Genomic DNA, 25,847 nt, shown 5'->3' with positions numbered 1-25,847 from the left:
GGATCTAAAAAATTCCTACATTTTTATCTTCTTTCTCTTTTCTTCTTCATTATAAAGTCTAACGTATAATCTGGCTTAAATAAACTAATCTTTTAAATGTATAGTCTAAAACAATACTTAAAACACCTTCTTTATAATTGAAACTAATTATTTTTTTCCTTAAAACATCTATTCATTCTCTCTTGAATTTTAGTGAATAAGGGAATCGTTTCTACTCTATTCATTATTAATTGATCTAAAGAATATTTAGAACTAAATAAAAAAATAAAAAAAGATATGATATAAGTCAAATAATTTATTTCCTTACAAGTAAATAGGAGAATAATAATACTTAATAAAAACAACATAACTATGGTGTTTTTTAAAATTTGTTTTTCAAATTCAAATGCGTAACGTTTTTTGGTTATCAAATAAATGAGTATATTATATTGAAAAAAATGAATTAAATAAGCAAATCCTAATCCATTAATTCCATAGTAAATATAAAAAAGTACAAACAGTATTAATTTTATTAAATTTCCATATACCCCTTCAAAAAAAAAGTAAAATATTTTATCGCTTTTAGCAAAAGAAATATACCCCATACAGTAAGATACCAACTGAAAAAAAGTTGCAAAAGAAATCAATCGAATTATGAAAATCGAGTTTATAAATTGTTTAGATAAAAATAATTCAACTAAAAAGGGACTTACGATAATTAATAAAATTAATAAAGGAGAAACTAATAAAACCACCACATTGGTTTGTTCATTAACCAATTGTTTTACCTTATCATTATCTTTAGAAATCATAGATAATCTAGGAAAAAAATCCGTAGCTAATGCAGTTAATAAAAAACCGATATATTGGGTTGTTAATGAAATAGCCGCTGAATACAATCCTAAATCTTGTAAACCGCCTCTTTTTTCTATAAAAATATTAATTAGTTGATTTGTTATTAATCCTAAAAGCGAAACTACAATAATAACGAATCCCAGCTGTATAATTTTTTTAGTATATAAAAAAACCGAATAATCTGGTTTAAAACTTATATTAATCTTATTTTTTATGTAATAGAAAAGTAAAATTATAAAACTAACAAAAGCTGAGCCTACAATTGAAAAAACAATTCCTTCCTCTTTGTAGGTATAAAAAAACAAACTTGACAGTAAAAAACTAGCAATAGATATATATATACTTGAAACAATAATGTCCTGTATCATTTGTAAGGACTTAAAAATTGTTTGTATTCCTTTTCCTAAAATCGTAAAGAATACAAATAAAGATAAAAAGATAAAATCTTTGTAACGGTCAGAGGTATTAAATGTGAATAAACTTAATTGTTTTGCAAAAAGAATTGTTAATGCTGTGCCTAAAAGAGCTGAAAATAGGAATAATAAAACAGAAACATTAGTCCTTTTTTCTAACTCTTTTTTATTATCATTTTCTAATGTATCTGATATTTCTCGAACTACGCTTAACTCTAAACCCAATAAACTAAAAGTAGATATAATATTTAGAGTAGAGTTAAAAAGATTATTCAACGCAATACCTGAAGGCCCTAAAAAAACAGCCATTATTTTACCTTTAAATATAGCTATTATAATATTTACAAGCTGTACAAATCCAAAACTTAGTGTATTAGTCAAGCTTTTTTTATAACTCTTTATGTTTGGGTTTTCTTTTGTCATAGTATAATAATCTAAAACGTATTTTTCTTACTTCATACTCCTTAAACTAACAAATAGATCTAGATAGATTTTGTTTTTAATACAAACAAAAAATTTAAAAAGCATTTAATACCCTAATTACATAATCTACTTCTTCTTTATTCATTATAGGACTCATTGGTAAACTAAGTATTTCATCATGAATTTGTTCTGTAATAGGAAAACTCAAATTATTCCATTCTTTCATTGCTTTTTGTTTATGTGGCGCAACAGGATAATGAATAAGTGTTTGAACTCCATTAGCGTCTAAGTATTTTTGTAATTCATCCCGTTGTTTACATCTGATAACAAAAATATGAAATACGTGCTCATCTAAAGTTTTAATTGTAGGAAGAAAGATTCTAGGGTTTCGAATGTTTTTTAAATAGTAATCAGCTATCTTTCTTCTTTTTTCATTCTCTTGATCTAAGAATGGAAGTTTACTATTTAAAAAAGCAGCTTGTAGCTCATCTAATCTTGAATTAATTCCTATTAAATCATTATAATATTTTTTTGATGAGCCGTAATTTCTTAATTTTTGTATAATACTTGCAATTAATGAATCATCTGTAATAATAGCTCCTCCATCTCCTAAAGCACCTAAATTTTTACCTGGATAAAAACTAAATGTACGGGTATGACTTCCTTTAAATTTTAATCCATGAGCTTGTGCACAATCTTCTACTAATATTAAATCGTATTTATGTCCTATTGGTATTATAGCATTCATATCGGCTAATTGGCCATACAAATGAACGACTAAAATACCTTTTGTTTTAGATGTTATTTTTTCTTCTATCTTAGAAGGATCTATAGTATAGGTATCTAAATTAGGTTCAACCAATACAGGGGTGAGTCCAGCTTGTATAATTCCTAAAATAGAAGCTATGTAAGTATTAGCAGGCACTATAATTTCATCTCCCTTTTTTAAATTTCCTTTTTCTAGATATGCTAAAAAAGTAAGTGTAATAGCATCCAATCCATTCGCCACTCCAACGCAATAATTAGATTGGCAATAATCAGCAAATTGTTTTTCAAAAAGAGCTACTTCTTTCCCTAAAATATACCATCCTGATGTCAATACTTCTTGTAACTTATTTTGAAAAAGTATTTCATAAGGTTGATTAATCTTTTTTAAATCTAAAAAAGATACATTCATAGAGTCAGGGTATAATTTTATATTAGTCATAGCAATTCAGATCCATTTTTATGGTAATTTATTTATTTTCTATTTCAATTGTATAGGTATCTAAATTATAAATTGAACAGCCTAACTCTACTTTTTGTTGTAATAAACCTACGTTATAGCCTAAAAAGCTATCGTTACTAACTGTACCCATATCAAAAAAATGAAAGGAATCTTTAAATTTTTGAATGAGTTTAATAAATAAAAAATCAAGTGCTCTATACTTTTCTCCTAATATGGTTGTAGCTCCATATTGTGATTTAATACCTTTTTTAGATATAAAAAGCGTAACTCCAGCTATAATTTTATTTTCAAAATAAACAGAATATTGTCTAATGTTAGAAGGAAACTGATTTTTTAGTTTTTGAATTTCTAATAATGAATGTACTGGTTTGGTTTGATAACGTTCTAATAATCTAGGTTCTAAAACTTCTGTCCAAAAAGAGGTTAAATTAGATTCTTCTTGTATTTTTAAACCTAACTTGTCAATTTTATTAAAGTGTTTTAATTTACTTTTTGAAATTAATAATTCTTCTTTGTAATCAATAATTAAACTCATTTCTCGTTTGAACAAAAAACTTTTATAACGATTAAATAATATATAATCAATTCCTTGGTTTCCTTTTAGATATATACTAGGGATTTGTTTTAAAACAAGTTGTTTTATACCGCGTTTTTGTAAAAAGACAAAACTCTTTTGAATAATTATTTCTATTTTTTCTACAGTAAACTTAGAAGAAAAATAAAACCCTCCATAAGTTAATCCTTGGTGTGAATACAAGGTATCGCCTACTCTGTTCCCTGGTAGAATAGCTACTAATAATTGGTCTTCAAAAAGCATCAATGAAAAATCTTCAAAACGCGCCTTATGATATTCCATATAATCACGATGAAATAAAAAAGGAACACATTTAGATGTTTCAACAAACTGATTCCAAATCATATAATAGCTTGAACTATATTGTACTGCTGTAAACAAACTTGAATTTTAAAAATTAAAGTCGAAAAATACACATTTTAATATGCTAATACAAATTTTAAGATCTCAGTTTTTTTAGATAATTTTGGTTTCTTATTAAAAATACAATGAAACAAATTAGCTCAATTCAAAATCCTTACATTAAATCATTAAGTTTACTACAAGAAAAAGCAAGGGAAAGAAAGAAAACAGAAACTTTTTTAATTGAAGGAATACGTGAAGTAGAATTAGCTAAAAAAGGGGGTTATCAAATAGAAACTATCTTAATTTGTACAGAAATAATCCCTACGTCTGATTTAAGTAAATTTGAATGCAATCAAATCATTGAAATTTCAAAAGAAGTATATCACAAATTAGCTTATCGTGATACTACAGAAGGAATTATAGCTGTTGCAAAAACTAAATCTTTTGAATTAACCAATTTAAAACTGCCTAAAAACCCCTTGATACTAATTGCAGAAGCTCCTGAAAAACCAGGCAATATTGGAGCTATACTTCGTACAGCAGATGCAGCCAATCTGGATGCAGTAATTATTGCAAATCCCAAAAGTGATCTTTATAATCCGAATATTGTTAGATCTAGTGTAGGATGCCTATTTACCAATCAAATTGCTATTGGTACTACTGATGAAATTATAGCCTTTCTAAAAACCAATCATATTTGTTTTTATGCTGCTACACTACAAAACTCAACAAATTATCATACACAAGATTACACAAAACCAACAGCACTAGTAGTAGGTACAGAGGCTACAGGGCTAAGCGAAGCATGGCGAACTCAAGCTACTCAAAATATAATAATACCTATGCAAGGTGCTATAGACAGCATGAACGTATCGGTTGCAGCAGCCATTCTCATTTTTGAAGCTAAAAGACAGCGCGATTTTAAATAATAAAAATACATATAAAATAGTTTTATTCCTATTTTAAACAAAAAATAACTTTTTACGTTATAACAGAATATTTGAAGTCATTTGATATTGTTAGAATTTATTATATCATTTCTATTTAAATATAAATTTAATGTAAAAATAGTGTTAAACAATTAATTCTTTTTAGAGATCATGATGTCATTACAAATTTTGTCAATAAATTTGAGGGTATTATATAAAATATTCTAATTCTATTCCTTTTATAAGTTTATAAAAGGAATAAGACTGATATTTTTAGAATAGATCCATATAATATTTGCAAAAAACAGACTACATAGATGCCAAATAATCAAAATAAATATATAGATAGAGAAAAAAGCTGGTTAGCATTTAATTTTAGAGTGCTACAAGAAGCAGCTGATGAAAAGGTTCCCTTATTAGATCGTTTGCGATTTTTAGGGATTTTTTCAAATAATCTAGATGAATTTTTTAGAGTTCGATATGCAGCTATCAGAAGATTGGCTTTAGAAGGAAAAACAGGAGAAGAAATTTTAGGAGGAATATCTTTACAACAACTAATCAAAGATATCACAGATACTGTTATAGAACAACAATCAGAAAGTCTTAGAATACTCAGTATTATTGAAAAAGAATTAGGAAAAGAAGGAATTTTTATCATTAATGAAACAGAAATAAATAAAGAACAACAAAAGTTTATTAGAAATTTCTTCATTCAAAAAGTAAGTCCTGAGTTAGTAACGATTATACTTAATGATTTAGACGAATTTCCTTTACTAAAAGACACTTCAGGCTATTTGGCCATTAAAATGGTTATGAAACCCAAAGAAGAAGCCTCTATGCTTCAAAAAATAAAATTAAAAAGAGAGGTCAGATATGCCGTAATTGAAATTCCTAAAACAATTAATCGTTTTGTTGTTTTACCTTCCAATAATGACAAACAATATGTCATTATGTTAGATGATGTAATACGATATAATATTCATCAAATATTTACCATTTTTGATTATGATAACATCAGTGCTCACATGATCAAAATTACTAGAGATGCTGAATTAGAGCTGGATAGTGATTTAAACAAAAGTTTCTTAGAAAAAATTTCACTAGGCGTTAAAGATAGAAGAATAGGAGAACCCGTACGCTTTGTCTATGATCAAACAATTGATAAAGATACTTTGAAATTTTTCTTATATAAAATGGGAATAAATTCAAAAGATAGTTTAATTCCAGGAGGACGATATCATAATCGTAGGGATTATATGGATTTTCCTAATCTAGGCCGATTTGATCTACTATACAAAGCAAATGCTCCATTAACAGTAAAAGGTTTAAGCTTAGAAGGAAGTATCCTAAAACAAATTGAACATAAAGATTATTTAATAAATGCTCCCTATCAGTCTTTTTCTTATATCATACGATTTCTTAGAGAAGCAGCTTTAGATCCGTATGTTACAACTATCAAAATTACCTTATATCGTTTAGCAAAAAATTCACAAATCATAAGTTCATTAATTAATGCTGCTAAAAATGGTAAAAAAGTAATTGTTCAAATAGAACTTCAAGCTCGGTTTGACGAAGCTAGTAATATTTCTTATGCAGAAATAATGCAAACTGAAGGCATAGAATTAATTTTTGGAGTAAAAGGGTTAAAAGTTCATAGTAAAATATGTTATGTAGAACGAATTGATGAAAAAGGGCGATTAAAACGCTATGGGATCATATCAACAGGTAATTTTAATGAATCCAGTGCTAAAGTATATACTGACGTAACACTCTTTACAGCGCATCAAAAAATACTCAAAGACATGGTTAAAGTCTTTGAATTCTTTCAAATTAATTATAAAGTCCATCGCTATAAACATCTAATCCTATCACCTCATTATAGCAGATCTAAATTCTGTAAATTAATTGATCGTGAGATACTTAACGCATCAATAGGCAAACCCGCTTATATAAAACTTAAAATGAATAGTTTATCAGATTACAAAATGATAGATAAATTATATGATGCCAGTAGAGCCGGTGTAAAAGTTCAATTAATTATCAGAGGAATTTGCTCATTAATTCCTGGTGTTAAAGGAATGAGCGAAAATATAGAAGCAATTTCTATAGTAGATGCTTATTTAGAACATTCTAGAGTTTATATTTTTTGTAACGAAAACAATCCAGATGTCTTTATTTCATCAGCCGATTTTATGACTAGAAATTTAGACGCACGTGTGGAAGTTTCATGTCCTATTTATGATCAAGATATAAAAGAAGAATTGATAAATACTTTTGATATAGGATGGAAAGGTAATGTAAAAGCACGTTTTCACTCAGAAAAACTAGATAACAAATATAGATTAAAAGGAAATAATCCTATTTTTAGAGCACAATTAGAAACCTATCAGTATTATAGAAATAAAATAGAAGTTATAGAAGAAATAATTTAAGTCAATCCAAATGATTAATATAAAAAAGTACGCAGCAATTGATATAGGATCCAATGCTGTAAGATTGCTGATCACAAATATAGTAGAGCAAAATGGCAAAGAAACTCAATTTAATAAAAGTGCTTTATTTAGAGTTCCCATTCGATTAGGACAAGATGCTTTTACAGTAGGAGAAATTACGCAGGAAAATATTAATCGGATGATAGATGCTATGAAAGCCTACAAGCTACTAATGGGCGTTTATAAAGTAGAAAAATATAAAGCTTGTGCCACTTCTGCTATGAGAGAAGCCTATAATGCCAAAGAAGTAGTAGAATTAATAAAAAAGAAAGCCGAAATTAAAATTGATATCATTGATGGCAAAAAAGAAGCCGCAATTATAGCTGCTTCTGATCTGCATTCATTTATAAAAACAGAACAAACTTATTTATATGTGGATGTTGGAGGAGGAAGTACCGAATTTTCTTTGTTTAGCCAAGGTAAGATTATAGCTTCTAAATCATTTAAAAATGGAACTGTACGATTACTTAATGAAATGGTAAATAATGTGGTCTGGGAAGAAATAGAAAAGTGGATCAAAAATGTTACGGATCCCTATGAAGAAATCACTTTAATTGGATCTGGAGGCAATATTAATAAAATTTTTAAATTATCAGGTAAACCACAAGACAAACCTTTATCTTATATTTATTTAAATACTCAGTACCAATACCTTTCTTCATTATCCTATGAGGAAAGAATTGCAGAATTAGGATTAAACACAGATCGAGCAGATGTAATCATACATGCACTTAGAATTTATTTAAATGCTATGAAATGGAGTAAAGCAAATAAAATTTACGTTCCAAAAATAGGTCTTTCAGATGGTATTATTAAAGCAATGTATTACGAAAAAATATAAAGTAATTCGTCAAAAAGAGTTGTGATTGTTTTTGGTAATGTGGTCAAAAATAGTTGGTGATTTTCCATTTTTTAATGCTTATATTACCCTGTCAAATTCAAGAGGAAGTTGGCTCTGCTGAGGAGCAACCAACCAGCAATAGGTTTTATAATTCATAGATAGTTAAGAGGATAGATTTTTAGTCTATCCTCTTTTAAATTATCGGTAATTGATATGGCTAAAAAAACCTATTTTAAGTTTGATTTTTATAGTATAAATACCATTTCAAAAAGTTTTTTCTGTTTTTTAAACTTAAGCCTCGATGTATATTTAAATTTCCTTTGAGGTGTCCAAAAAATGATTCCAAAGAGTTAGTCGAATTTGGTATTTTTTCATCTTTTAGATACAAAAACTGGATACTGTACAAAAAAAGTGTGTAAAGAATTTTTTGTAATTTTAAAATTATGAACCATTAAAATTTACAATTATGGACTTTACACACGCTCAAATTTCGGAATTATTATTGGAAGTTGCAAATTCAGAAAATGGAACGAATTTATTAATGCAAATGACCTTAGAGACCTTTATGAAGTCAGAACGAGTATTGCATCCGCTAGAAAATCCTACGGATTATGCAAATGGATTTAGAACTAGAACTACTAATGGTTTTGGCAAAGAAATGGTTTTAAAAGTACCAAGAACACGAAGAGGTACCTTTTATCCAGCATTGCTTGGAGTTCTAAGAAATGAGGATGAAGAGCATCGAAAACTCATTTTTAGTCTTTATAGAAAAGGTTAAACAACAGAGCAAGTAAGCGACGTTTATGAAGAACTTTACGGTAAAGATTACAGCAAGCAGCAGATAAGTTACTTGATGAAGGAGAGTAAAAAAGAAATTGAATTATGGCTTAAAAGAGACTTAGAAGAACATTATTTAGTACTTTATATTGATGCTACTTTTGTTCATACAAGGCGAGATAATTCGGTTAAGAAAGAAGGCTATTTCACAATTTTAGGTATTAAAGAAGAAGAAACAAGGGAGGTTTTAACAATTGTAAATCATCCCACAGAAGGAGCTTTATTGTGGCAACAAGAGTTGGAGAGCTTAAAAACAAGAGGTGTAAAAAGTATTGGATTAGTGGTCTCTGACGGCTTAACATCTATTGAAAACGCTAGTGCAAAAGTCTTCCCTAATGCCAAACATCAACTCTGTGTGGTTCATTTTAAACGAAATATATTAGCTATTTTTCCACGAACAAAACGAGTAGAAATAGCAATAGAATTAAAGGAAATATACCAAGTAGAAACAAAAAGCACAACACCAATTGCTTCATTTGAAAAATTAATTAATTTTGTTAAAAAGAGGGAAAGTAAATATCCAAGCATAAAAAGTTTCAAAAATGAGCGAAATATAGCTTATTTTACTTATTTAGATTATCCGCCACAAATTCAAAGAATGGTTTATTCGACCAACTGGATTGAACGGTTGAACAGAGATTACAAGCGTGTTTTGAAAATGAGAGGAGCCATGCCGAACGTGTCTTCAGTTATTGCTTTAATGGGTTCGGTAGCATTGGAAAAAGAATATAAAACATACAAGTATCCAGTAAGTGCTTTTAGAGATATAGAGGAATTAAAAAATTATACTTTTAATCGTAGCTGTTTTTGGGGAAGCTTACATTTGGATTTGCTGTAAGCCATATTCTACACATTCGTGATATATGAACTAAACATCTTTGAAAAGGCACTTTTGGACAAACTTTTTTAATGGATTTTATGGAAGATTTATCACCATCAGAAGTAATACTTTTTATTGTTATCCCAAGCTTTAATAGATTCTGTAAGTCTTCGGTTATTTCCTCAAAATGTTCTCCATTGCTTATTCTGTAAAGTTATGTTAGCTTTAAATGAAAGTTTCTATATACAACTAAACAAATATCGTTTGGAAAATAAGTACCATCTAGAACTAAGTAAATCTCATCAGCTGAACTAAACTCTAACACAGGAGATTTGTTTAGCATCGTATAGAAGTAGCCTTGTAAAGTACTTATACTATATCCTGATTCTTGTGAAATTTTGTTAAAAGTATCTTTGCCAATTATCCAATTTTTAAACCAAATTTCTTTATTAGAATCTGAAACAGATTTATTGCTACTAGTAAATAATTGTCGACAATACTTACACTTAAATCGTTGTTTGTTTTGTTCAATTCCCCATTTTATAGTTTCTAGACTTTTACAAGTTGGACATCGCTTTTTTTTGAGTTTTTCATAAATAAAAAAAGTTTATTGAAATTCGTTTCAATAAACTCTTCGAAACTTCATATTTTATAATGCCTAACTGCTATTTTACCAACTATTTTTGACTATTAAACCTAGATTTTATAACGAGTAAGTTTATTCGAAATCCGACGGATTTTATTCTTTTTACCGTCTTTAAGAAAATCGGTTTTTACCTAAGTAAACACAACTTTTAAACTTAATCTATTACAAGTTTTATTAGGTTTTAAAAATAATCAAAAAACATTTTGCTTATTAAAAAAGGATATGGTGGAATACCTTTAATATAGAAAATAAATAGGCTAATCAACCCAAATTAGAGATTGTCTTTTTCGACTTTTGTGGGCGATAAGGGATTCGAACCCCTGACCCCCTCGGTGTAAACGAGGTGCTCTGAACCAGCTGAGCTAATCGCCCGATAAATTTTTGAACGTTGTCTTTTGACTTCTGTGGGCGATAAGGGATTCGAACCCCTGACCCCCTCGGTGTAAACGAGGTGCTCTGAACCAGCTGAGCTAATCGCCCGATAAATTTTTGAACGTTGTCTTTTGACTTCTGTGGGCGATAAGGGATTCGAACCCCTGACCCCCTCGGTGTAAACGAGGTGCTCTGAACCAGCTGAGCTAATCGCCCGATAAATTTTTGAACGTTGTCTTTTGACTTCTGTGGGCGATAAGGGATTCGAACCCCTGACCCCCTCGGTGTAAACGAGGTGCTCTGAACCAGCTGAGCTAATCGCCCGATAAATTTTTGAACGTTGTCTTTTGACTTCTGTGGGCGATAAGGGATTCGAACCCCTGACCCCCTCGGTGTAAACGAGGTGCTCTGAACCAGCTGAGCTAATCGCCCGATAAATTTTTGAACGTTGTCTTTTGACTTCTGTGGGCGATAAGGGATTCGAACCCCTGACCCCCTCGGTGTAAACGAGGTGCTCTGAACCAGCTGAGCTAATCGCCCAATAACTTTAAGAAGTATACCCTCCGTTATTGTGGGTGCAAATATAAGATAGTTTTTTTGTAAAACAATAAAAAATAAAGAAAATTATACAATTTCTGCTACTACAAACGTACTCCCTCCTATATAAACAAAATCTTTAGGGTTTGCTAATTCCTTAACACGTTTATAAGATTCTGAAACAGAACAAACTATCTCATTACGCACTAAGCCATAAGACTCAGCTATCTTTTTTAATTTTTCCGCTTCCAAACCACGTGGTACACTAGGCTTTGTAAAAATATAATATGCTTCTTTAGGAAAAAGAGGTAAAATATCGTCTAAATCTTTATCATTAACTACTCCTAAAACAAAAAACAATTGATTATAGGTTTCATTCTGAATCTGATTCAGTACAATTTTTAAACCATGACTATTATGAGCTGTATCGCAAATAATTTTAGGAGACGAATCCAACTGCTGCCAACGTCCTAATAAGCCTGTATTTTGGACTACATTTAATAATCCTTTTTCTAACTGTTCTTCTGTAATACTAAAATACTTTTGGAGAATTTCAATCGTTTGTAAAACTGTTTTTTTGTTGTGTTTTTGATAATCTCCTAATAAGGTACAAGTATATTCTTTAAACATTCGATCTGAAGCAAAATAAATATCTGAATGTGTCTCTTTTGCTTTATCTAAAAAAACAACTTGGGTTTCTGGTAAATATTCCCCTATTACTACGGGTACCCCCTTTTTTATAATCCCCGCTTTTTCTAAAGCTATAGAAACCAAAGTATTTCCTAAAAACTGTGTATGATCCCAACCTATATTAGTTATAATAGAAACCAAAGGGATAATTATGTTAGTAGAGTCTAATCGACCGCCTAAACCTACTTCTATAATGGCAACATCCACCTTATGATCGGCAAAATATTGGAAAGCTAAACCAACTGTCATTTCAAAAAAGCTCAAATGATGTTGCTCTAAAAAAGATTTATTTGTTTTAATAAATTCTACCACATATTCTTCGGATATCAAATTACCATTTATTCGAATCCGTTCTCTATAATCTTTTAAATGAGGAGAAGTGTATAACCCTACTTTATAACCTGCTTCTTGTAAAATTGATGCTAACATAGAAGAGGTTGATCCTTTACCATTAGTTCCTGCTACATGAATGGTTTTAATTTTGTGTTCAGGATTTCCTAAATGAGCTGTTAGCAATATGGTGTTTGTCAAATCCTTTTTATAAGCAGTAGCCCCTTGTTGTTGATACATAGGAAGCTGTGCAAACATCCACTGAATCGTTTCTTGATATGTCATAAAAAATTGGAGAACTATTGCCCCACGTCAAAATTAAAAACTATAAAACCTATTTGTTTTTCAGGTGCTTGTTGATCAGCATGCCATTTAAATGCTCTTGCTGCTTCTAAAGCTGGGTTAACTAAACAAGGATGTGTATTTGTTGTTCCTTTTATATAATTAGCAACTACTACCTGACCGCTTCTATTTACAGTAACCTGTACAACTACCCTTCCTGTTTCATTACAATCTTGTACTTTTCGTGATTTAGAAGCAAGGGTTCTTCCTTTTAATCCCCAACCTGATCCTCCCATTCCAGTACCTGAACCATAGAATGAATTAGCATATCTATTTCCATTTGGATCGCCTTTATCTCCAGGCACTTCATCATTGCCATGACTTCCATTAGCACCTGTTACTTTAGGACCATTAATCAAACTTGACAAAGCATCATCTGTAGATCTACTAGGTTTTTTAGATTCTTCTTTATTCTCAGGCATTTGTTTAACTCCCTTGTTTTTTATAACCAGAGAATTACTTGAATCATCATTTAAAACCTCTTCTTGTTGATTTATAGGAGTTGATTTTTCTATCTTAGGTTGAGGCGAAGAGGCTACCCTTTTTTCAGGCTGTATTTGCCCCTGCCCTAATTGGGTTGTTCCAAAATTAATTGTTATTCCATTTTCAGGAGGAGGATCTATATAGGTCAATCCAAAAAACAGAAACAAAAAGAGTAAAATAGCAAAAATTGCCGTAGTAATGGCAAATGATTTTTTTTCTTCTGGTGTTTCTAAAAATAACATATTATTTAGGTCTTACAGCTAAAACAATTTTTATATGATTACGATTGGCTATATCCATAACATAAACCGCTTTTTCTATAGGTACTCCTTCGGCTACCCGAAGTATGAGTGATTGGTTTTCTTTACCAAGAATTGTTAACAATTTAGTTTCAATCTCATTTTCAGCAACCGTTTGCTCGTTTATATAATACTTTTTGTTTTTATCTATACTTACTGATATACTTTTGTTATTATCCGTCTTTCCTTTTGCTTTTGGCAAAACCAAGTCCAAAGCATTTGTAGTAACCATAGTAGATGTTAACATAAAGAATATCAACAATAAGAAAACAATATCTGTCATAGATGACATATTAAATTCTGCTGAAACTTTATTTCTTCCTCGTAAGTTCATATCTATCGTTCATTTAATAAATCTAAAAACTCAACTGCGTTTAATTCCATTTGATGTACGACTTTATCTGTTTTTACAACTAAATGATTATATCCTACATAAGCTATTAAGCCTACTATCAAACCAACAACCGTTGTCATCATAGCGGTATAAATACCCTCTGCTAGCATACCTACTTCTATCTGTCCGCCTCCACTTGCCATTTTATGGAAAGCCATCACCATTCCTACAACTGTTCCTAAAAAACCTGTCATGGGACCTGCTCCTGAAAGTGTTGCTAACATACTTACGTTTTTTTCTAATTTATAGACTTCTAATTTTCCAGCATTTTCTATAGCGGTATTAATATCTTCTAGGCGATTACCAATTCTTGAAATGCCTTTTTCAATCAATCGAGCCACTGGAGAATCAGTTGCTATACATAATAATTTTGCAGCATCTAATTTACCATTCCCAATATGATCTTTTATTAGTAACATAAACTTATCGTCTATTTTAGAAGCTTTATTAATAGCCATAAGTCGTTCAAAATACAAATACAATGCAAAAAACAACATGATAAATAAAGACAACATGATCATTTGACCAACCAATCCTCCTGAAGTTAATAACGCCCATATAGACAAAGTTTTTTCTACTGGCACATTTCCTTCATTAGCTTGATTAACATTTGTGGCAAGTGAATCCACTTGAAGAAATAAACTCATATCCTTTTTTATTTTAAACGGTTTTATTTTGAAATAATTGTTTGGTAAATATAGTAGAATTTTGATTTAAAGTTAAAAATGATTCTAAAGACTCTATTTATAAGAACGCAAAATAAGCTTAATTATCTTTTAGAAAATATTTAATAGATGTTCTATAAAATACTCATAATGTGTATTTTAAATAACTTTATTTTAAAAGTAGATTTAAATTTTAATACCTTTTATTTTGTATCGTATTCAGTTATTTTTTATACATCATATAATTATGATACTCTTCAACATTTTAAGAACTTTTTTTACTGGATTTACTTCAGATGGGTTCAATAATACATTCTAAAACCTAACGATTGACAAAGAGAATATTGTTTTTCAAACAGAGTCTCTGTCAAATCAACCACATTATCTATTTCCTCACTGAGTGAAAAATATAAATTATCTAACATGGTACTTAATATCGGCACACGATTAATATATCCTGAAAGAGCTTTGGCTCCTGTAGTATCTAAAAAGTATTGAAAAGTTTCTTCTTCTAAATCTAAAGGAAAAGTATTTGCAAAATGGATGATTTTGCCCTTTAGTTTCCCTTCAAAAAACTCAGCTATTTCCTCAAAACTGTAATAATAATTATCAATTTGAAGAGCATTTCTTTTCCCTTGGATTACTAAATAAATAATGGAGTAATTTTTAAAAAATCTATCTTCGTATAGTAAGGTGCTAATACTTTCTTCAAATCCTTCTATACAATCAAAAGTTTTATAAATATTTGTTATTTTGTATTGAAAAGCTAAATTTTCTAATGAAGTTAAAATAACACTTGGTTTTTCTTCTGTTACATCTGCAACTGATTCTAAACAATAGATGTGGTGATTTTCTGGCATCTTTCTTAATTCTATGTGTTTTTTAAAACGTATTCCAAGAATTGATTTTTTTAAGTTTTAATTTTTTTATAAAAAACGCAAAGTTATCTAAATCGTAAAATAGTTGAAAGAATTTACATCCATTTATTTTTGTTTCATTCCCTGAAGTTATAATTAGATGAAAAAGGGATTGTTATTTTTTGCTTTTATTAGTCTTATCCTAAAGATAAAAGTTTATTTTTTATGCCCTTATTACCTATTCTTTTACTCTTAACCTCAGATTACGTATTATAAATTTATTAGAGATAAAATGCCATTGAGTATAAAAGAGGACCCTCTTTTATACTCAATGTGATAACACTACAATCTTTGAAAAAATTTCCATGTATTTTTATCTTCTTTTCCCTTTATAGTTTTCATCACAAAGGCTAAGGCATAATCTGGGATAAAATAAAAATAACTTCAACTATTTTTACTTTTTTCTTACAGATATACTATTTTTAACCAATAAAAAAATAAAGCTATTATGACAAATAAAATTCCTGTAACGATAATAACGGGGTTCCTAGGATCAGGAAAAACTACAATTATTCGCAACTTATTAGAAAATAATAATGGAAAACGATTGGCCGTTATTGTAAATGAATTTGGTGAAATGGGAATAGATGGCGAATTACTAAAATCATGTTGCAGTTTTGAAGAAGACATTTTAGAACTAAATAACGGTTGTGTTTGTTGTACTGTACAAGACGAATTTTTACCTGTTATGTTAGAACTAATGGAACGAAAAGATTCGATAGATCATATACTAATTGAAACATCAGGACTTGCTTTACCCAAACCTCTTTTACATGCTTTTAATTGGCCTGAATTAAAACCACAAATTACGGTAGATGCCGTAGTAACTGTGGTTGACGCTGTAGGACAAGCAACGGGCGAAATTTGCGATCGTGCTAGAGTTGATGCTCAACGTCTAGCAGATGATTCATTAGATCATGAAACGCCAATTGAAGAATTATTTGAAGATCAGTTATCATGTGCAGATTTAATTGTAATGACTAAAAAAGATTTGCTAGATCAAACGCAATTTGAAGAAGTACAATCTATCATTACAAACAAAATTAGACCCAATGTAAAAATAGTAAGTGCTAATAAAGGCGTAATATCCTCTGATATTTTACTAGGAGTGGGTGCACAAGCAGAAAATGATTTAGAAAGCCGACACTCACACCACGAAGAAGATCATGCTCATGGCCACGAACATGACCACGATGATCATATTGATTCTGTGGTTGTAAAAATTACGGCAAATCATACACCAGAAACTTTAATTAATACTTTAAAAGAAATCATCAAAGAGTATGAAATTTATAGAATTAAAGGTTTTATAAATGTACCCGAAAAATCTATGCGCATGGTTTTGCAAGGCGTTTCTACTCGTTTTGAAAGCTATTTTGATCGTAAATGGAAAGAAAACGAACCCCGAACGACAAGTCTAGTTATCATTGGAGATGAATTAAAACATAAAAATTTGCAACAAATTATAAATGAAAGATTAAATTAAAAGTATATTTGAATGGATAATTAACTCGAATTAATTATCCATTTTTTAATTTTGAATACTACAAATGCACTTAATACCTACCATTCCTGGCGGCTGGAATCCTAATGAGGACGGCGTTTTTTATATAGAACAATCCAAAGGCGATATTCTTTTTTTATCTGCTGCAGATACGGAAATACATTCTTTAAATACTGCTTATAAGGAATGTATGCAGAGTCTTAATAAACAGGGACTCCCTTCTTTACGAATGACTAATCTTACTTATTTAAAACAAGAGTTAACAATAGACAAATATGTTGAAGAAGTAGTAGGAGAATCAAAACTTGTAATATGTAGACTATTAGGAGGTGTTAGTTATTATCCTTATTTAATAGAATCACTTGAATTAGAATGTCGAAAAAAAAACATTCCTATTCTTTTTTTGTCCGGTTATGATGTACCTGATATTGAATTAATGAACCTATCAAATATTGATTTCTCCATTTCAGATTTAGTTTGGAAGTATTTTTGTGCTGGAGGAAAAAACAATTTAATAGAACTATTACGTTTTCTTTTTCATCATTTTTTTGGAGCAAAAGAATTGGTTTATAAAGAACCTCAACGTATACCTGATTTATTTTTGTACGATTTAAAAACAGGTATATTAACTAAAGAGCAAGCTTCTAATTGTGTATTTAACACCATAATCTTAGTCTATAAATCACATTATTTAGCCGATAATTTAGAGCCTGTCTATGCTATTTATAAACAATTACAACAAAAAAACATATTCCCGATTATTGCTTTTGTTAATAATCTAAGAGACAAAAATACAACTGATGAATTATATGAATTACTAACTCAATCTAAAAATTGTCAGTTAAGTTCGATTATTAACACCACTAGTTTTTCAATAAAAAACGTAACAGAAAATGACAATGGCTTTATTTTTCAAAAATTAAACATACCTGTTATTCAAGCCATTTTTGCTTCTTGTACTAAAACTATTTGGGACAATAATTTATTTGGCTTACCTCCTACTGATGTAGCCATAAATGCTGCATTACCTGAATTAGATGGGCGAATCATTACTACAGCTATTTCTTTTAAAACCCCTTTAGGTAAAGATGCTATTACTGATTCAGATATTTTGAAATATGAAACACATCCAGAGGGAGTCGATTTTGTAGTGGATTTTGCAATTCGTTGGTATAAATTACAAAATATAATAAATTCAGAAAAAAAAGTGGCTCTAATCATGCCTAATTATCCCAATAAAGACAGTCGTTTGGCTAACGGGGTTGGACTTGACACGCCAGAAAGCATGGTAAGAATTATACAAGCTCTTAAAGAAAATGGATATGATTTAGGTAACTTTATTCCTAATTCGAGTAACGAATTAATTCAATTGATTACACACTATATAACGAATGATATAGATACCACACAAGCTCGTCCGTTTCAGGTTTCATTAAAATTAGAAGATTTCTATGAAGAATATGAATCTTTTTCTCCTTATTTAAAAACACAACTTGAAAAACAATGGGGAAAACCAGAAGATTCTCCATTTTGCAATAATAAACAATTTGCTATTCCAGGTTTTTTATTAGGAAATATTTTTATAAGTATTCAGCCTGCAAGAGGTTATAATCAAGATGAAAAAGCTATTTATCATTCACCTGATTTACCTCCAACGTATAATTATTTAGCTTATTATTTTTGGGTAAATAGTATTTTTAAAGCGGATGCCATTGTACATGTTGGAAAGCATGGAAACTTAGAATGGCTACCAGGTAAAAGTATAGCATTAAGTAAAGAAAGTTGTTATCCTAGAGTATTATTAAATGCCATTCCGCATTTTTATCCCTTTATTGTTAATGATCCTGGCGAAGGAACACAAGCCAAACGAAGAAACCAAGCTGTAATTTTAGATCATCTCATTCCTCCTATGACACGTGCTGAAAATTATGGCGTTTTAACAAGATTAGAACACCTTATAGATGAATATTACGAAGCTTTTACACTGGATAATAAACGTACTGCATTACTAAAAAAGCAAATTAAAGCTTTAGTTCAAGAAGCACATTTAGACACTGACTTAAAAACTTCTGTAGATGACATAGATCAATTATTAGTAAAACTAGATGGCTATTTATGTGATTTAAAAGAAGCACAAATTAGAGATGGTTTACATATTTTTGGGGAAGTTCCTAAAAATAATCAATTGTTAGATTTGCTTATTGCCCTACATCGTTTGCCTTCAGGAACAACAAAAGGTATAACCCAAGCTTTAGCTATTGATTTAGAATTAGATTTTAATCCTTTAGAATGCAATTATGCGGATTCTTTTAAAAAAGAAATTCATCAAGTACATTGCAGAACTATTGGAGATGCTATAGAACAACTAGAATTAATTTCACGTACTTATCTATCGCAATTTTTATTAGATAGAAAAAAAACAGGATATTTACATTTTGATGAAGTCCTTCAATTTATAATTAATACTACCTATCCTAAAATTCAACAAACGACTAATGAAATTACTAATTTAATAACAGGATTAAATGGCAAATACGTTCCTTCTGGAAGCTCAGGAGCTCCTACAAGAGGCCGTTTAGACGTATTGCCCACTGGTAGAAATTTTTATTCAGTAGATGTACGTACCATTCCTTCACCAACAGCGTATACATTAGGCGTAAAAAGTGCCCATTTAATTATTGAACGCTACCTCCAAGAAAACGGGGAATATCCAGAAACAATAGGACTCTCGGTTTGGGGAACTTCTACCATGCGAACAGGAGGAGATGATATTGCACAAGCCTTTTCTTTAATGGGGGTTAAACCTATTTGGGAAGGAGCTAACAGAAGAGTTATTGATTTCGAAATTATTTCACCTTTGATACTCAAACGACCAAGAGTAGATGTAATACTTCGTATTTCTGGCTTTTTTAGAGATGCCTTTCCTGATGTAATTTCGTTATTTAATAAGGTCGTTGAACGACTAGCACACTTAGATGAAGATCCTGAAATAAATCCTATTAGAAAACGTTTTTTAAAAGAAAAAGAAGAGTGGATAACAAAAGGAATTACTCATGATAAAGCTCATAAAAGAGCCTTATTTCGTGTGTTTGGATCTAAACCTGGGGCATACGGAGCAGGATTACAAGCTGTTATTGATGAAAAAAACTGGCAAACTAAAGAAGATTTGGCAAAAGTATATATGCAATGGAGCGGTTATGCTTATGGTAGCGACAGAATAGGAGAATCAGCTCATGAAGTTTTTGAACAACGCTTATCTGATATTCAAATTGTAATGCACAATCAAGATAATAGAGAACATGACCTTTTAGATTCTGATGATTATTATCAGTTTCAAGGTGGTTTGACTAATGCCGTACAAACAATTAGTGGCAAGCAACCAAAGGTCTATTTTGGAGATCATTCGCGTCCTGATAATCCAAAAGTCAAAACGCTTAAAGAAGAATTACTAAAAGTATATCGTTCACGTGTCATAAATCCAAAATGGATTGAAGGTGTAAAACGACATGGTTATAAAGGTGCTTTTGAAATGGCTGCAACAATGGACTATCTCTTTGCCTATGATGCTACTACTGATATGATTGACGATTTCATGTACGAAGGAATTACACAAGAATATTTATTTAATCCCGAAAATAAAGAATTTATAGAAAAAGCAAATCCATGGGCTCTAAAAGATATGACTGAACGAATGTTAGAAGCTATTCAACGAGGTATGTGGAAAGATCCCAAACCGGAAACGCTTGAAAAACTACAACATCTTTTTATAGATACAGAATAAGATTTTTTTCTGAAGGTTTAATTTTAGAAACTCTTAAAAAACGAATTGAACAGCCAAAGTAAATCTCACAAAGCGAGTCACGCAATGTAATTCAAATGTAAAACATTATATCTTTTTGAATTAGATTATGTGACCGCTCTCCTTTGGAAGTAACAAACGAAAGGCTAAATTCTAACTTTTTAAATACTCCCAATGCCCCCACTAAAAAAACCAAATAAACAGGATCCTTTTTTAGCAGTTTCACTATAATAATCTTATTTATTTTATTCAGGTTGTTTTTTTCTTTTATATAAGAATAACTGCCACTTTTCTTCTGCTACTCCCGCTTTGTCCATTTCTGCACGCCCTAGAATAAAAAATAAATCAGAAAGTCTATTGATATAAGCCGGAATATAATCATCTACCTCATCTTCTTTCATTAAACTTACTAATAATCGTTCGCCACGACGTATTTGTGTACGCACTACATGGCATAGAGCTGAAATTTCATTTCCACCAGGAAGTAAAAAATAATCCGATTTAGTAGTCATTGCTGCTTCTAATTCATCAATCCATGCTTCACAAAAAGAGGGTCCATCTTCTGGTTTTGGATTAGGATTGACTTTTTTACAGTCAGATGGACGTGCTAAATGAGACATCATGTCCATCATGTCCTTCTGAATTTTATGCAAATTAATTTGCCATTCGTGTGTAACTCCTAATTTGGCACGTAATAATCCTATTGTAGAATTTACTTCATCTAATGTTCCATAACAATCTACACGAACATCATCTTTATAAACACGACTTCCACCAAATAATCCTGTTTTACCTGTATCTCCTTTTTTAGTATATATCTTCATCTTTTTGTTTTTTTTCTGATTTTCTATAATTTTTAATAAACAAAGGTTTGGTAATTTACGCTCATTTCATTAGCTAATTTTTTGGCTAATGATAACTTTACAAAACCTTTTTCGGTATCTATTATTGTTGTATTCTTGTTCATTTTTAGATAGGTTTTAAAATATGAAACCGCTTCTGCAAATGGGTTTTGTGTTTTTCCTTGATTTATTTTACCATCTGTTATTATATATAAAAGAGTTTTTTCTTTTGTTTTTTTAGACTTTATAAGTTGTTGTACTAACTGTAAGCCTGCTTTTAAATTTGTTTTCCCCCCAGATCGTAGATCTTGTATTTCTGCAATAAAGGTTTCTATATTTTGTGTAAGTTTTAAAACAATTGTAGCCGTACCATTTTGTAATGCCACAGCTGAAAGAACTATTTTTTTATTCTGAAATTTATGGACTGTTTCTGAAATTAATCCTTTTATAAAAGAAATTTGTTGATCTTTAATCATTGAGCTACTGGAATCAATCAGAAATACTAAATGTATTTTAGATTCAGAGATAGCTTTCTTGTAATAAATTTTAAACTTTTGAGTAGTTAAATATTTTTTAACTGTATTTACTATATTTATACTTATTGCGTTTTTTTTAAAAATATTATAACTCTCTTTTTGATTGGTTTGAGAATTAAAAACGGTTCTCTTTTGAGATTCTTTTTGGGGAATCTGAATTTTTAAAAACTGATCTGTACTTGTAGCTTGTAACAAATAGTCATTTAAACCTTTACTTCCATTTTTATTTAGATTATCCTCCTTTTTATGATTATTTTCTTCTGTATTTGTTTTTGTTTGATCATTTTCAGGAAAATGTTTCCCTCTATGATTTAGAACTAAAGGGGCTATTTTTTCTAAATGTACAGATGTTACTTCCGTACAATTCTTAAAAGCGGCATAAGCACGACTGGCTTTCATGAGTAAAATATCAGCACGTAATCCTTCTACTTGATAAGCTATACATTTTTCCGCAATCGTTTCTCTGATTTCTTCCGAGAGATGAATATTTGAAAGTTGTTTTCTAGCACTTGTAATTTGGTTGGCTAATTGTTTTTCTTGATCTTCAAATTCATGATAGAATTCGTTTGAATCTAAATCAAATTTCAAACGACGATTTACAATTTCCATTCGAATTTTTTTATCTGTAGGTGTTTTTATAGTAACTGCTAACCCAAAACGGTCGAGTAATTGCGGACGCAAATCGCCCTCTTCTGGATTCATAGTGCCTACTAAGCAAAATCTACTATCAAGCCACTGCGAAATAGAATCTCGTTCTAAAAAATACCCACCACTTGAAGAAGCATCTAATAGCACATCCATTAAATAATCATTCAACAAATTTACTTCATCAATATATAAAATACCTTGATGAGCTTTGGATAGTAATCCTTTTTGTACTTCTAATCTTTTTTCGTTAATGAGAGTTTCTAATTGAATAGAACCTAAAACACGATCTTCTGTAGCTCCTATTGGTAGATTGACAAAAGGAAAATGGGGTTCAATATTTTTCATTAAACCTTGTAAAGCACGAACAGTGGTTGTTTTACCTGTTCCTTTATCTCCTTGAACCAAAACGCCTCCTAATGAGGGATCAATCATACATAAGAGTAAAGCCAATTTAAAATCATCTTGTGCAGAGATAGCTGTAAAAGGGAAACTTTTTTGCTCCATACTATTAACCATTTATAGCGTTGTAAATCCAAAGAAATCCGATAAAAATAGAAAAAATACCTACAATAGCATTCATTATTTTGAAAGCTATTTGATTTCTTTCAATAAAACGAGACACAGAAAAGGTCAGAACACAACTGTAGGTAGTCATTGCAATAATAATTCCTATACTTTGTAAAATAATAATTCCTATTGCTGTATACGAATCCTTAGATGCCATAACTAAGGCAATAGAACAGGCACCTCCTGTACCGGCTAATCCGTGTAACATTCCTACCCAAAAAGTACGACTTAATAAATTCATAGAAATTTCTTCGCCTTGTTTACCATGTATATGTAAAACATTGGTAGTATGCTCATGATCAGGAATAGCTCTATGGTCAGCCATTATTTTTTTGAGTTCGTGATTACGACGAATAGCTGATATGCCTAGCCAAATCATTACAGGTCCTACTAGTATTTCAGCATAAGTAGAAAGATTAAGTGGTAAAGTAGATTTTAACAATAGAGCAAAGGCACTAAATAGTAATAAAGATACGGAATGTCCCATAGCCCATTGGGAGGAACGCCATAGGAGTTTTCCTAGACCTATTTTGTTATTTTTTCGTTCTGATGCTAATACAGAAACTGCTACCATGTGATCGGGTTCAAAAGAGTGTTGTATACCTAATAAAAGTGAATCTGTAAATAAATAGCCTATCATTTTTTTTATTTTTAAAATTATTATTTATTTAATAATGAATTAGTTAAAACCTATTATTTGATCATTTGCATCAATTAAAAGTATATTTAATTCTACATTGGGAATATGTTGTTTACAAACATTATAACAATGTTGTCTTAGAGAGTAAAAAAAAGGCTCTTCAAGTGTAAAATTAAAAATTTCAGTAAGCCGTCTTGCCATATTTAATTCTAAAACAGGAGTACATTGTTTATCTGTATAACCACAGTTTTTAGCCATTTGATAAATAAACTCCTTATCCCATGTAGATTTTCCACTATGGGTATCTAGTTCTCCTTGGGCTAATTTAGCTGCTTTGCCTATCATGATTCCAATAGTTACTTTTTTTAATGAAACTGAATTTATTTTTGTTAAGGTATCTCCAATCCAATTACCATATTGTATAAAGGCAAAATCGGGTAAATTTAAAAATTGCTTTCTTAATAAATTTTCTGATCGTCCTCCTGAATTGATCACAATTTCTGTACAACCATTAGCTATAGCTACATCTATTCCTTGGGTAATACTGGCAATATAGGCTGAAGAACTAAAGGCTTTTACAATTCCGGTTGTTCCTAAAATTGAAATTCCGTTTAAAATACCAATTCTTGAATTGAGTGTTTTTCGAGCAATTTCTTCTCCTTTTTCTACAAAAACTTCAACATTTACACCTTTATTGCATTGAAATTTATGTTTTATAAAATTAAGGGTATCTGTAATCATCTTTCTTGGAATAGGATTAATAGCTGGTTCTCCAACTGCAATGGCTAATCCTGGTAAGGTAACTACTCCTACCCCTTTACCTTGTAAAAAATGAATTTCTTTTGTTTCATTTAATGAAATGGTACAACCAATAGTGGCACCGTGTGTAACATCAGGATCATCTCCTGCATCTTTAATGGTAGTACAAGTTGCATAGTCTGAATTAAAAATAGAAGATGTCATTTTAAATACTACCTTTTCGCCTAAGGGCAAGGTAATTTCTATTTCTGTAATTTCTCTTTGTTCCAAAAGGCTTATAAAGGCTGCTTTAGCACAGGCAGTAGCACAAGCACCTGTTGTATAACCATGGCGTAAAGGTCCTTTAGGTATTGGAATTAAAGACATTTTTTATTTTATTAAACTTATAGCATTAAACAAATCTATTTCATTTGAAACGAGTAAAAAACTATTAGGCAAAGGTTTTCTTTGAATAATAATAATTGGAATATTGTTTCTTTTTGCTGCTTCTATCTTTGTTGATAAAAAACCAGATTCACCACTTTCTTTGGTAATAATAGCATCGCAACTGTATTTTTTTATGGTGTTAATTTCATGATTTAAATCATTACTTGGATATTCCATAATTATTTTTTTTGTTGGAAAACCTGCTTTTTCTGCTATTATTATTGAATTTTTTCGAGGCAAAATTCTAAAATAAGTAGAATGTTTTTCCCAATAAGGTTTTAGTTTTTCTATGGTTTGTACTCCTGTTAGTGCAAGCAAATTAGAAAAAGTGCCGCCCATCAAATAATCAATAGCTTCTTTGTAATTTTTTACATAAATAATCTCTTTAGAAATTATTTTTTCGGGATATTTTCTTTCAAAACGAATTACTGGAATTGATAAAATTTGACTTGCTTGGGCTATACACTCATGTAATAATTCTGCAAAAGGATGAGAAGCATGAATTATTATTTGAATTTTGTTTTTTGTACAAAATTCAACAAGTTCATTAGTTGTGAACGCTCCAAAACGGTAGTTTCCAAATGAGTACTCTTCATCCCATTTGATTTCCGTTTTAGTAGAGTAAAAGTAAGATAAAGCTTCTTTTTCAAGAAACTTTGCTACTTTTTTCCCTTCTGTAGTACCTCCAAAAACTAATATCATTTTTTATTTAATT

Annotated in this window: 19 protein-coding genes, 6 tRNA genes and 1 pseudogene; 6 read left to right on the top strand and 20 right to left on the bottom strand. The window is 30.2% G+C overall.

What is annotated here, in order from left to right:
• Positions 1–143: 143 nt before the first annotated feature.
• The 3 genes from HUE53_RS12410 to HUE53_RS12400 all read right to left on the bottom strand — a co-directional run bounded on the left by HUE53_RS12410 (position 144) and on the right by HUE53_RS12400 (position 3,853).
• Positions 144–1,670, bottom strand: coding sequence for an oligosaccharide flippase family protein (locus HUE53_RS12410; RefSeq protein ID WP_192188542.1), 1,527 nt, complete (start codon positions 1,668–1,670; stop codon positions 144–146).
• A 94-nt stretch (positions 1,671–1,764) separates the two neighbouring features.
• A complete protein-coding gene (locus tag HUE53_RS12405; RefSeq protein WP_014164593.1) occupies positions 1,765–2,877 on the bottom strand; it encodes a DegT/DnrJ/EryC1/StrS family aminotransferase in 1,113 nt (370 codons plus the stop codon).
• Between the two features lie 28 nt (positions 2,878–2,905).
• A complete protein-coding gene (locus HUE53_RS12400) occupies positions 2,906–3,853 on the bottom strand; it encodes a hypothetical protein (RefSeq protein ID WP_014164594.1) in 948 nt (315 codons plus the stop codon).
• A 107-nt stretch (positions 3,854–3,960) separates the two neighbouring features.
• Here HUE53_RS12400 and HUE53_RS12395 point away from each other — a divergent pair, with 107 nt between their 5' ends.
• From HUE53_RS12395 to HUE53_RS12375, 4 genes and pseudogenes are all read left to right on the top strand, one after another.
• Positions 3,961–4,746 (top strand): TrmH family RNA methyltransferase, encoded by a 786-nt coding sequence (locus tag HUE53_RS12395; RefSeq protein ID WP_014164595.1) that lies wholly within the window; start codon positions 3,961–3,963, stop codon positions 4,744–4,746.
• 317 nt (positions 4,747–5,063) lie between these two features.
• Complete coding sequence (ppk1, locus tag HUE53_RS12390; protein WP_014164596.1) at positions 5,064–7,178, top strand: polyphosphate kinase 1; 2,115 nt, start codon at positions 5,064–5,066, stop codon at positions 7,176–7,178.
• A gap of 10 nt (positions 7,179–7,188) precedes the next feature.
• The gene (locus HUE53_RS12385) at positions 7,189–8,079 is read left to right on the top strand and encodes a Ppx/GppA phosphatase family protein (RefSeq protein ID WP_014164597.1); all 891 of its coding nucleotides are present in this window, start codon (positions 7,189–7,191) and stop codon (positions 8,077–8,079) included.
• Between the two features lie 466 nt (positions 8,080–8,545).
• A pseudogene (locus HUE53_RS12375) lies at positions 8,546–9,754 on the top strand (IS256 family transposase).
• Positions 9,755–9,950: 196 nt separating this feature from the next.
• On the opposite strand, the gene HUE53_RS14600 reads toward HUE53_RS12375, so the two are convergent.
• The 12 genes from HUE53_RS14600 to HUE53_RS12320 form a co-directional block, all read right to left on the bottom strand.
• Entirely contained in the window at positions 9,951–10,334 is a 384-nt protein-coding gene (locus HUE53_RS14600) for an IS1/IS1595 family N-terminal zinc-binding domain-containing protein (RefSeq protein WP_421638133.1), read from the bottom strand.
• Positions 10,335–10,679: 345 nt separating this feature from the next.
• A tRNA-Val gene (locus tag HUE53_RS12370) sits at positions 10,680–10,754 on the bottom strand.
• Between the two features lie 33 nt (positions 10,755–10,787).
• Positions 10,788–10,862 (bottom strand) — tRNA-Val (locus HUE53_RS12365).
• Between the two features lie 33 nt (positions 10,863–10,895).
• Positions 10,896–10,970: transfer RNA gene (locus HUE53_RS12360), tRNA-Val, on the bottom strand.
• Between the two features lie 33 nt (positions 10,971–11,003).
• Positions 11,004–11,078, bottom strand: a tRNA-Val gene (locus HUE53_RS12355).
• 33 nt (positions 11,079–11,111) lie between these two features.
• Positions 11,112–11,186 (bottom strand) — tRNA-Val (locus tag HUE53_RS12350).
• A 33-nt stretch (positions 11,187–11,219) separates the two neighbouring features.
• Positions 11,220–11,294 (bottom strand) — tRNA-Val (locus HUE53_RS12345).
• A gap of 84 nt (positions 11,295–11,378) precedes the next feature.
• Positions 11,379–12,596: a bifunctional folylpolyglutamate synthase/dihydrofolate synthase gene (locus HUE53_RS12340; RefSeq protein WP_041253164.1), complete on the bottom strand. Its 1,218-nt coding sequence runs from the start codon at positions 12,594–12,596 to the stop codon at positions 11,379–11,381.
• Positions 12,597–12,610: 14 nt separating this feature from the next.
• Positions 12,611–13,378, bottom strand: a complete 768-nt coding sequence (locus HUE53_RS12335; protein WP_065213581.1) for an energy transducer TonB — start codon at positions 13,376–13,378, stop codon at positions 12,611–12,613.
• Position 13,379: 1 nt separating this feature from the next.
• Positions 13,380–13,769: an ExbD/TolR family protein gene (locus HUE53_RS12330; RefSeq protein ID WP_014164603.1), complete on the bottom strand. Its 390-nt coding sequence runs from the start codon at positions 13,767–13,769 to the stop codon at positions 13,380–13,382.
• Between the two features lie 2 nt (positions 13,770–13,771).
• Entirely contained in the window at positions 13,772–14,476 is a 705-nt protein-coding gene (locus HUE53_RS12325) for a MotA/TolQ/ExbB proton channel family protein (protein WP_014164604.1), read from the bottom strand.
• A 320-nt stretch (positions 14,477–14,796) separates the two neighbouring features.
• Positions 14,797–15,354, bottom strand: a complete 558-nt coding sequence (locus HUE53_RS12320; protein ID WP_107317798.1) for a DUF6642 family protein — start codon at positions 15,352–15,354, stop codon at positions 14,797–14,799.
• A gap of 505 nt (positions 15,355–15,859) precedes the next feature.
• Between HUE53_RS12320 and cobW the strand changes: the two genes are divergently transcribed.
• Both cobW and cobN read left to right on the top strand, forming a co-directional pair.
• Positions 15,860–16,897, top strand: coding sequence for a cobalamin biosynthesis protein CobW (gene cobW, locus HUE53_RS12315; protein WP_014164606.1), 1,038 nt, complete (start codon positions 15,860–15,862; stop codon positions 16,895–16,897).
• Positions 16,898–16,961: 64 nt separating this feature from the next.
• Positions 16,962–20,696, top strand: a complete 3,735-nt coding sequence (cobN, locus tag HUE53_RS12310; protein WP_192188541.1) for a cobaltochelatase subunit CobN — start codon at positions 16,962–16,964, stop codon at positions 20,694–20,696.
• 263 nt (positions 20,697–20,959) lie between these two features.
• Here cobN and HUE53_RS12305 read toward each other — a convergent pair whose 3' ends face one another.
• The 5 genes from HUE53_RS12305 to cobK are packed head-to-tail and all read right to left on the bottom strand — an operon-like array spanning position 20,960 to position 25,834.
• A complete protein-coding gene (locus tag HUE53_RS12305; protein WP_014164608.1) occupies positions 20,960–21,538 on the bottom strand; it encodes a cob(I)yrinic acid a,c-diamide adenosyltransferase in 579 nt (192 codons plus the stop codon).
• Positions 21,539–21,570: 32 nt separating this feature from the next.
• Positions 21,571–23,244, bottom strand: coding sequence for a VWA domain-containing protein (locus tag HUE53_RS12300; RefSeq protein ID WP_192188540.1), 1,674 nt, complete (start codon positions 23,242–23,244; stop codon positions 21,571–21,573).
• A gap of 4 nt (positions 23,245–23,248) precedes the next feature.
• Complete coding sequence (locus tag HUE53_RS12295) at positions 23,249–23,947, bottom strand: hypothetical protein (protein ID WP_014164610.1); 699 nt, start codon at positions 23,945–23,947, stop codon at positions 23,249–23,251.
• A 39-nt stretch (positions 23,948–23,986) separates the two neighbouring features.
• Positions 23,987–25,072, bottom strand: a complete 1,086-nt coding sequence (locus HUE53_RS12290) for a cobalt-precorrin-5B (C(1))-methyltransferase (protein ID WP_065213577.1) — start codon at positions 25,070–25,072, stop codon at positions 23,987–23,989.
• 3 nt (positions 25,073–25,075) lie between these two features.
• Positions 25,076–25,834, bottom strand: coding sequence for a precorrin-6A reductase (cobK, locus tag HUE53_RS12285; RefSeq protein WP_097609590.1), 759 nt, complete (start codon positions 25,832–25,834; stop codon positions 25,076–25,078).
• Positions 25,835–25,847: the final 13 nt, after the last annotated feature.

The sequence above is a fragment of the Flavobacterium columnare genome (assembly GCF_014844295.1).
GTDB classification, from domain to species: Bacteria; Bacteroidota; Bacteroidia; order Flavobacteriales; family Flavobacteriaceae; genus Flavobacterium; species Flavobacterium columnare.
Note: the sequence above shows the minus strand (reverse complement) of the source record. Positions and strands in the feature narration are given on the sequence as shown.

Excerpts from the sequence above, each read along its gene's own strand:
- HUE53_RS12410 (WP_192188542.1), bottom strand. The coding sequence starts at position 1,670 with ATGACAAAAGAAAACCCAAACATAAAGAGTTATAAAAAAAGCTTGACT.
- HUE53_RS12405 (WP_014164593.1), bottom strand. The coding sequence starts at position 2,877 with ATGACTAATATAAAATTATACCCTGACTCTATGAATGTATCTTTTTTA.
- HUE53_RS12395 (WP_014164595.1), top strand. The coding sequence starts at position 3,961 with ATGAAACAAATTAGCTCAATTCAAAATCCTTACATTAAATCATTAAGT.
- ppk1 (WP_014164596.1), top strand. The coding sequence starts at position 5,064 with ATGCCAAATAATCAAAATAAATATATAGATAGAGAAAAAAGCTGGTTA.
- HUE53_RS12385 (WP_014164597.1), top strand. The coding sequence starts at position 7,189 with ATGATTAATATAAAAAAGTACGCAGCAATTGATATAGGATCCAATGCT.
- HUE53_RS12340 (WP_041253164.1), bottom strand. The coding sequence starts at position 12,596 with ATGACATATCAAGAAACGATTCAGTGGATGTTTGCACAGCTTCCTATG.
- HUE53_RS12335 (WP_065213581.1), bottom strand. The coding sequence starts at position 13,378 with ATGTTATTTTTAGAAACACCAGAAGAAAAAAAATCATTTGCCATTACT.
- HUE53_RS12330 (WP_014164603.1), bottom strand. The coding sequence starts at position 13,769 with ATGAACTTACGAGGAAGAAATAAAGTTTCAGCAGAATTTAATATGTCA.
- HUE53_RS12325 (WP_014164604.1), bottom strand. The coding sequence starts at position 14,476 with ATGAGTTTATTTCTTCAAGTGGATTCACTTGCCACAAATGTTAATCAA.
- HUE53_RS12320 (WP_107317798.1), bottom strand. The coding sequence starts at position 15,354 with ATGCCAGAAAATCACCACATCTATTGTTTAGAATCAGTTGCAGATGTA.
- cobW (WP_014164606.1), top strand. The coding sequence starts at position 15,860 with ATGACAAATAAAATTCCTGTAACGATAATAACGGGGTTCCTAGGATCA.
- cobN (WP_192188541.1), top strand. The coding sequence starts at position 16,962 with ATGCACTTAATACCTACCATTCCTGGCGGCTGGAATCCTAATGAGGAC.
- HUE53_RS12305 (WP_014164608.1), bottom strand. The coding sequence starts at position 21,538 with ATGAAGATATATACTAAAAAAGGAGATACAGGTAAAACAGGATTATTT.
- HUE53_RS12300 (WP_192188540.1), bottom strand. The coding sequence starts at position 23,244 with ATGGAGCAAAAAAGTTTCCCTTTTACAGCTATCTCTGCACAAGATGAT.
- HUE53_RS12295 (WP_014164610.1), bottom strand. The coding sequence starts at position 23,947 with ATGATAGGCTATTTATTTACAGATTCACTTTTATTAGGTATACAACAC.
- HUE53_RS12290 (WP_065213577.1), bottom strand. The coding sequence starts at position 25,072 with ATGTCTTTAATTCCAATACCTAAAGGACCTTTACGCCATGGTTATACA.
- cobK (WP_097609590.1), bottom strand. The coding sequence starts at position 25,834 with ATGATATTAGTTTTTGGAGGTACTACAGAAGGGAAAAAAGTAGCAAAG.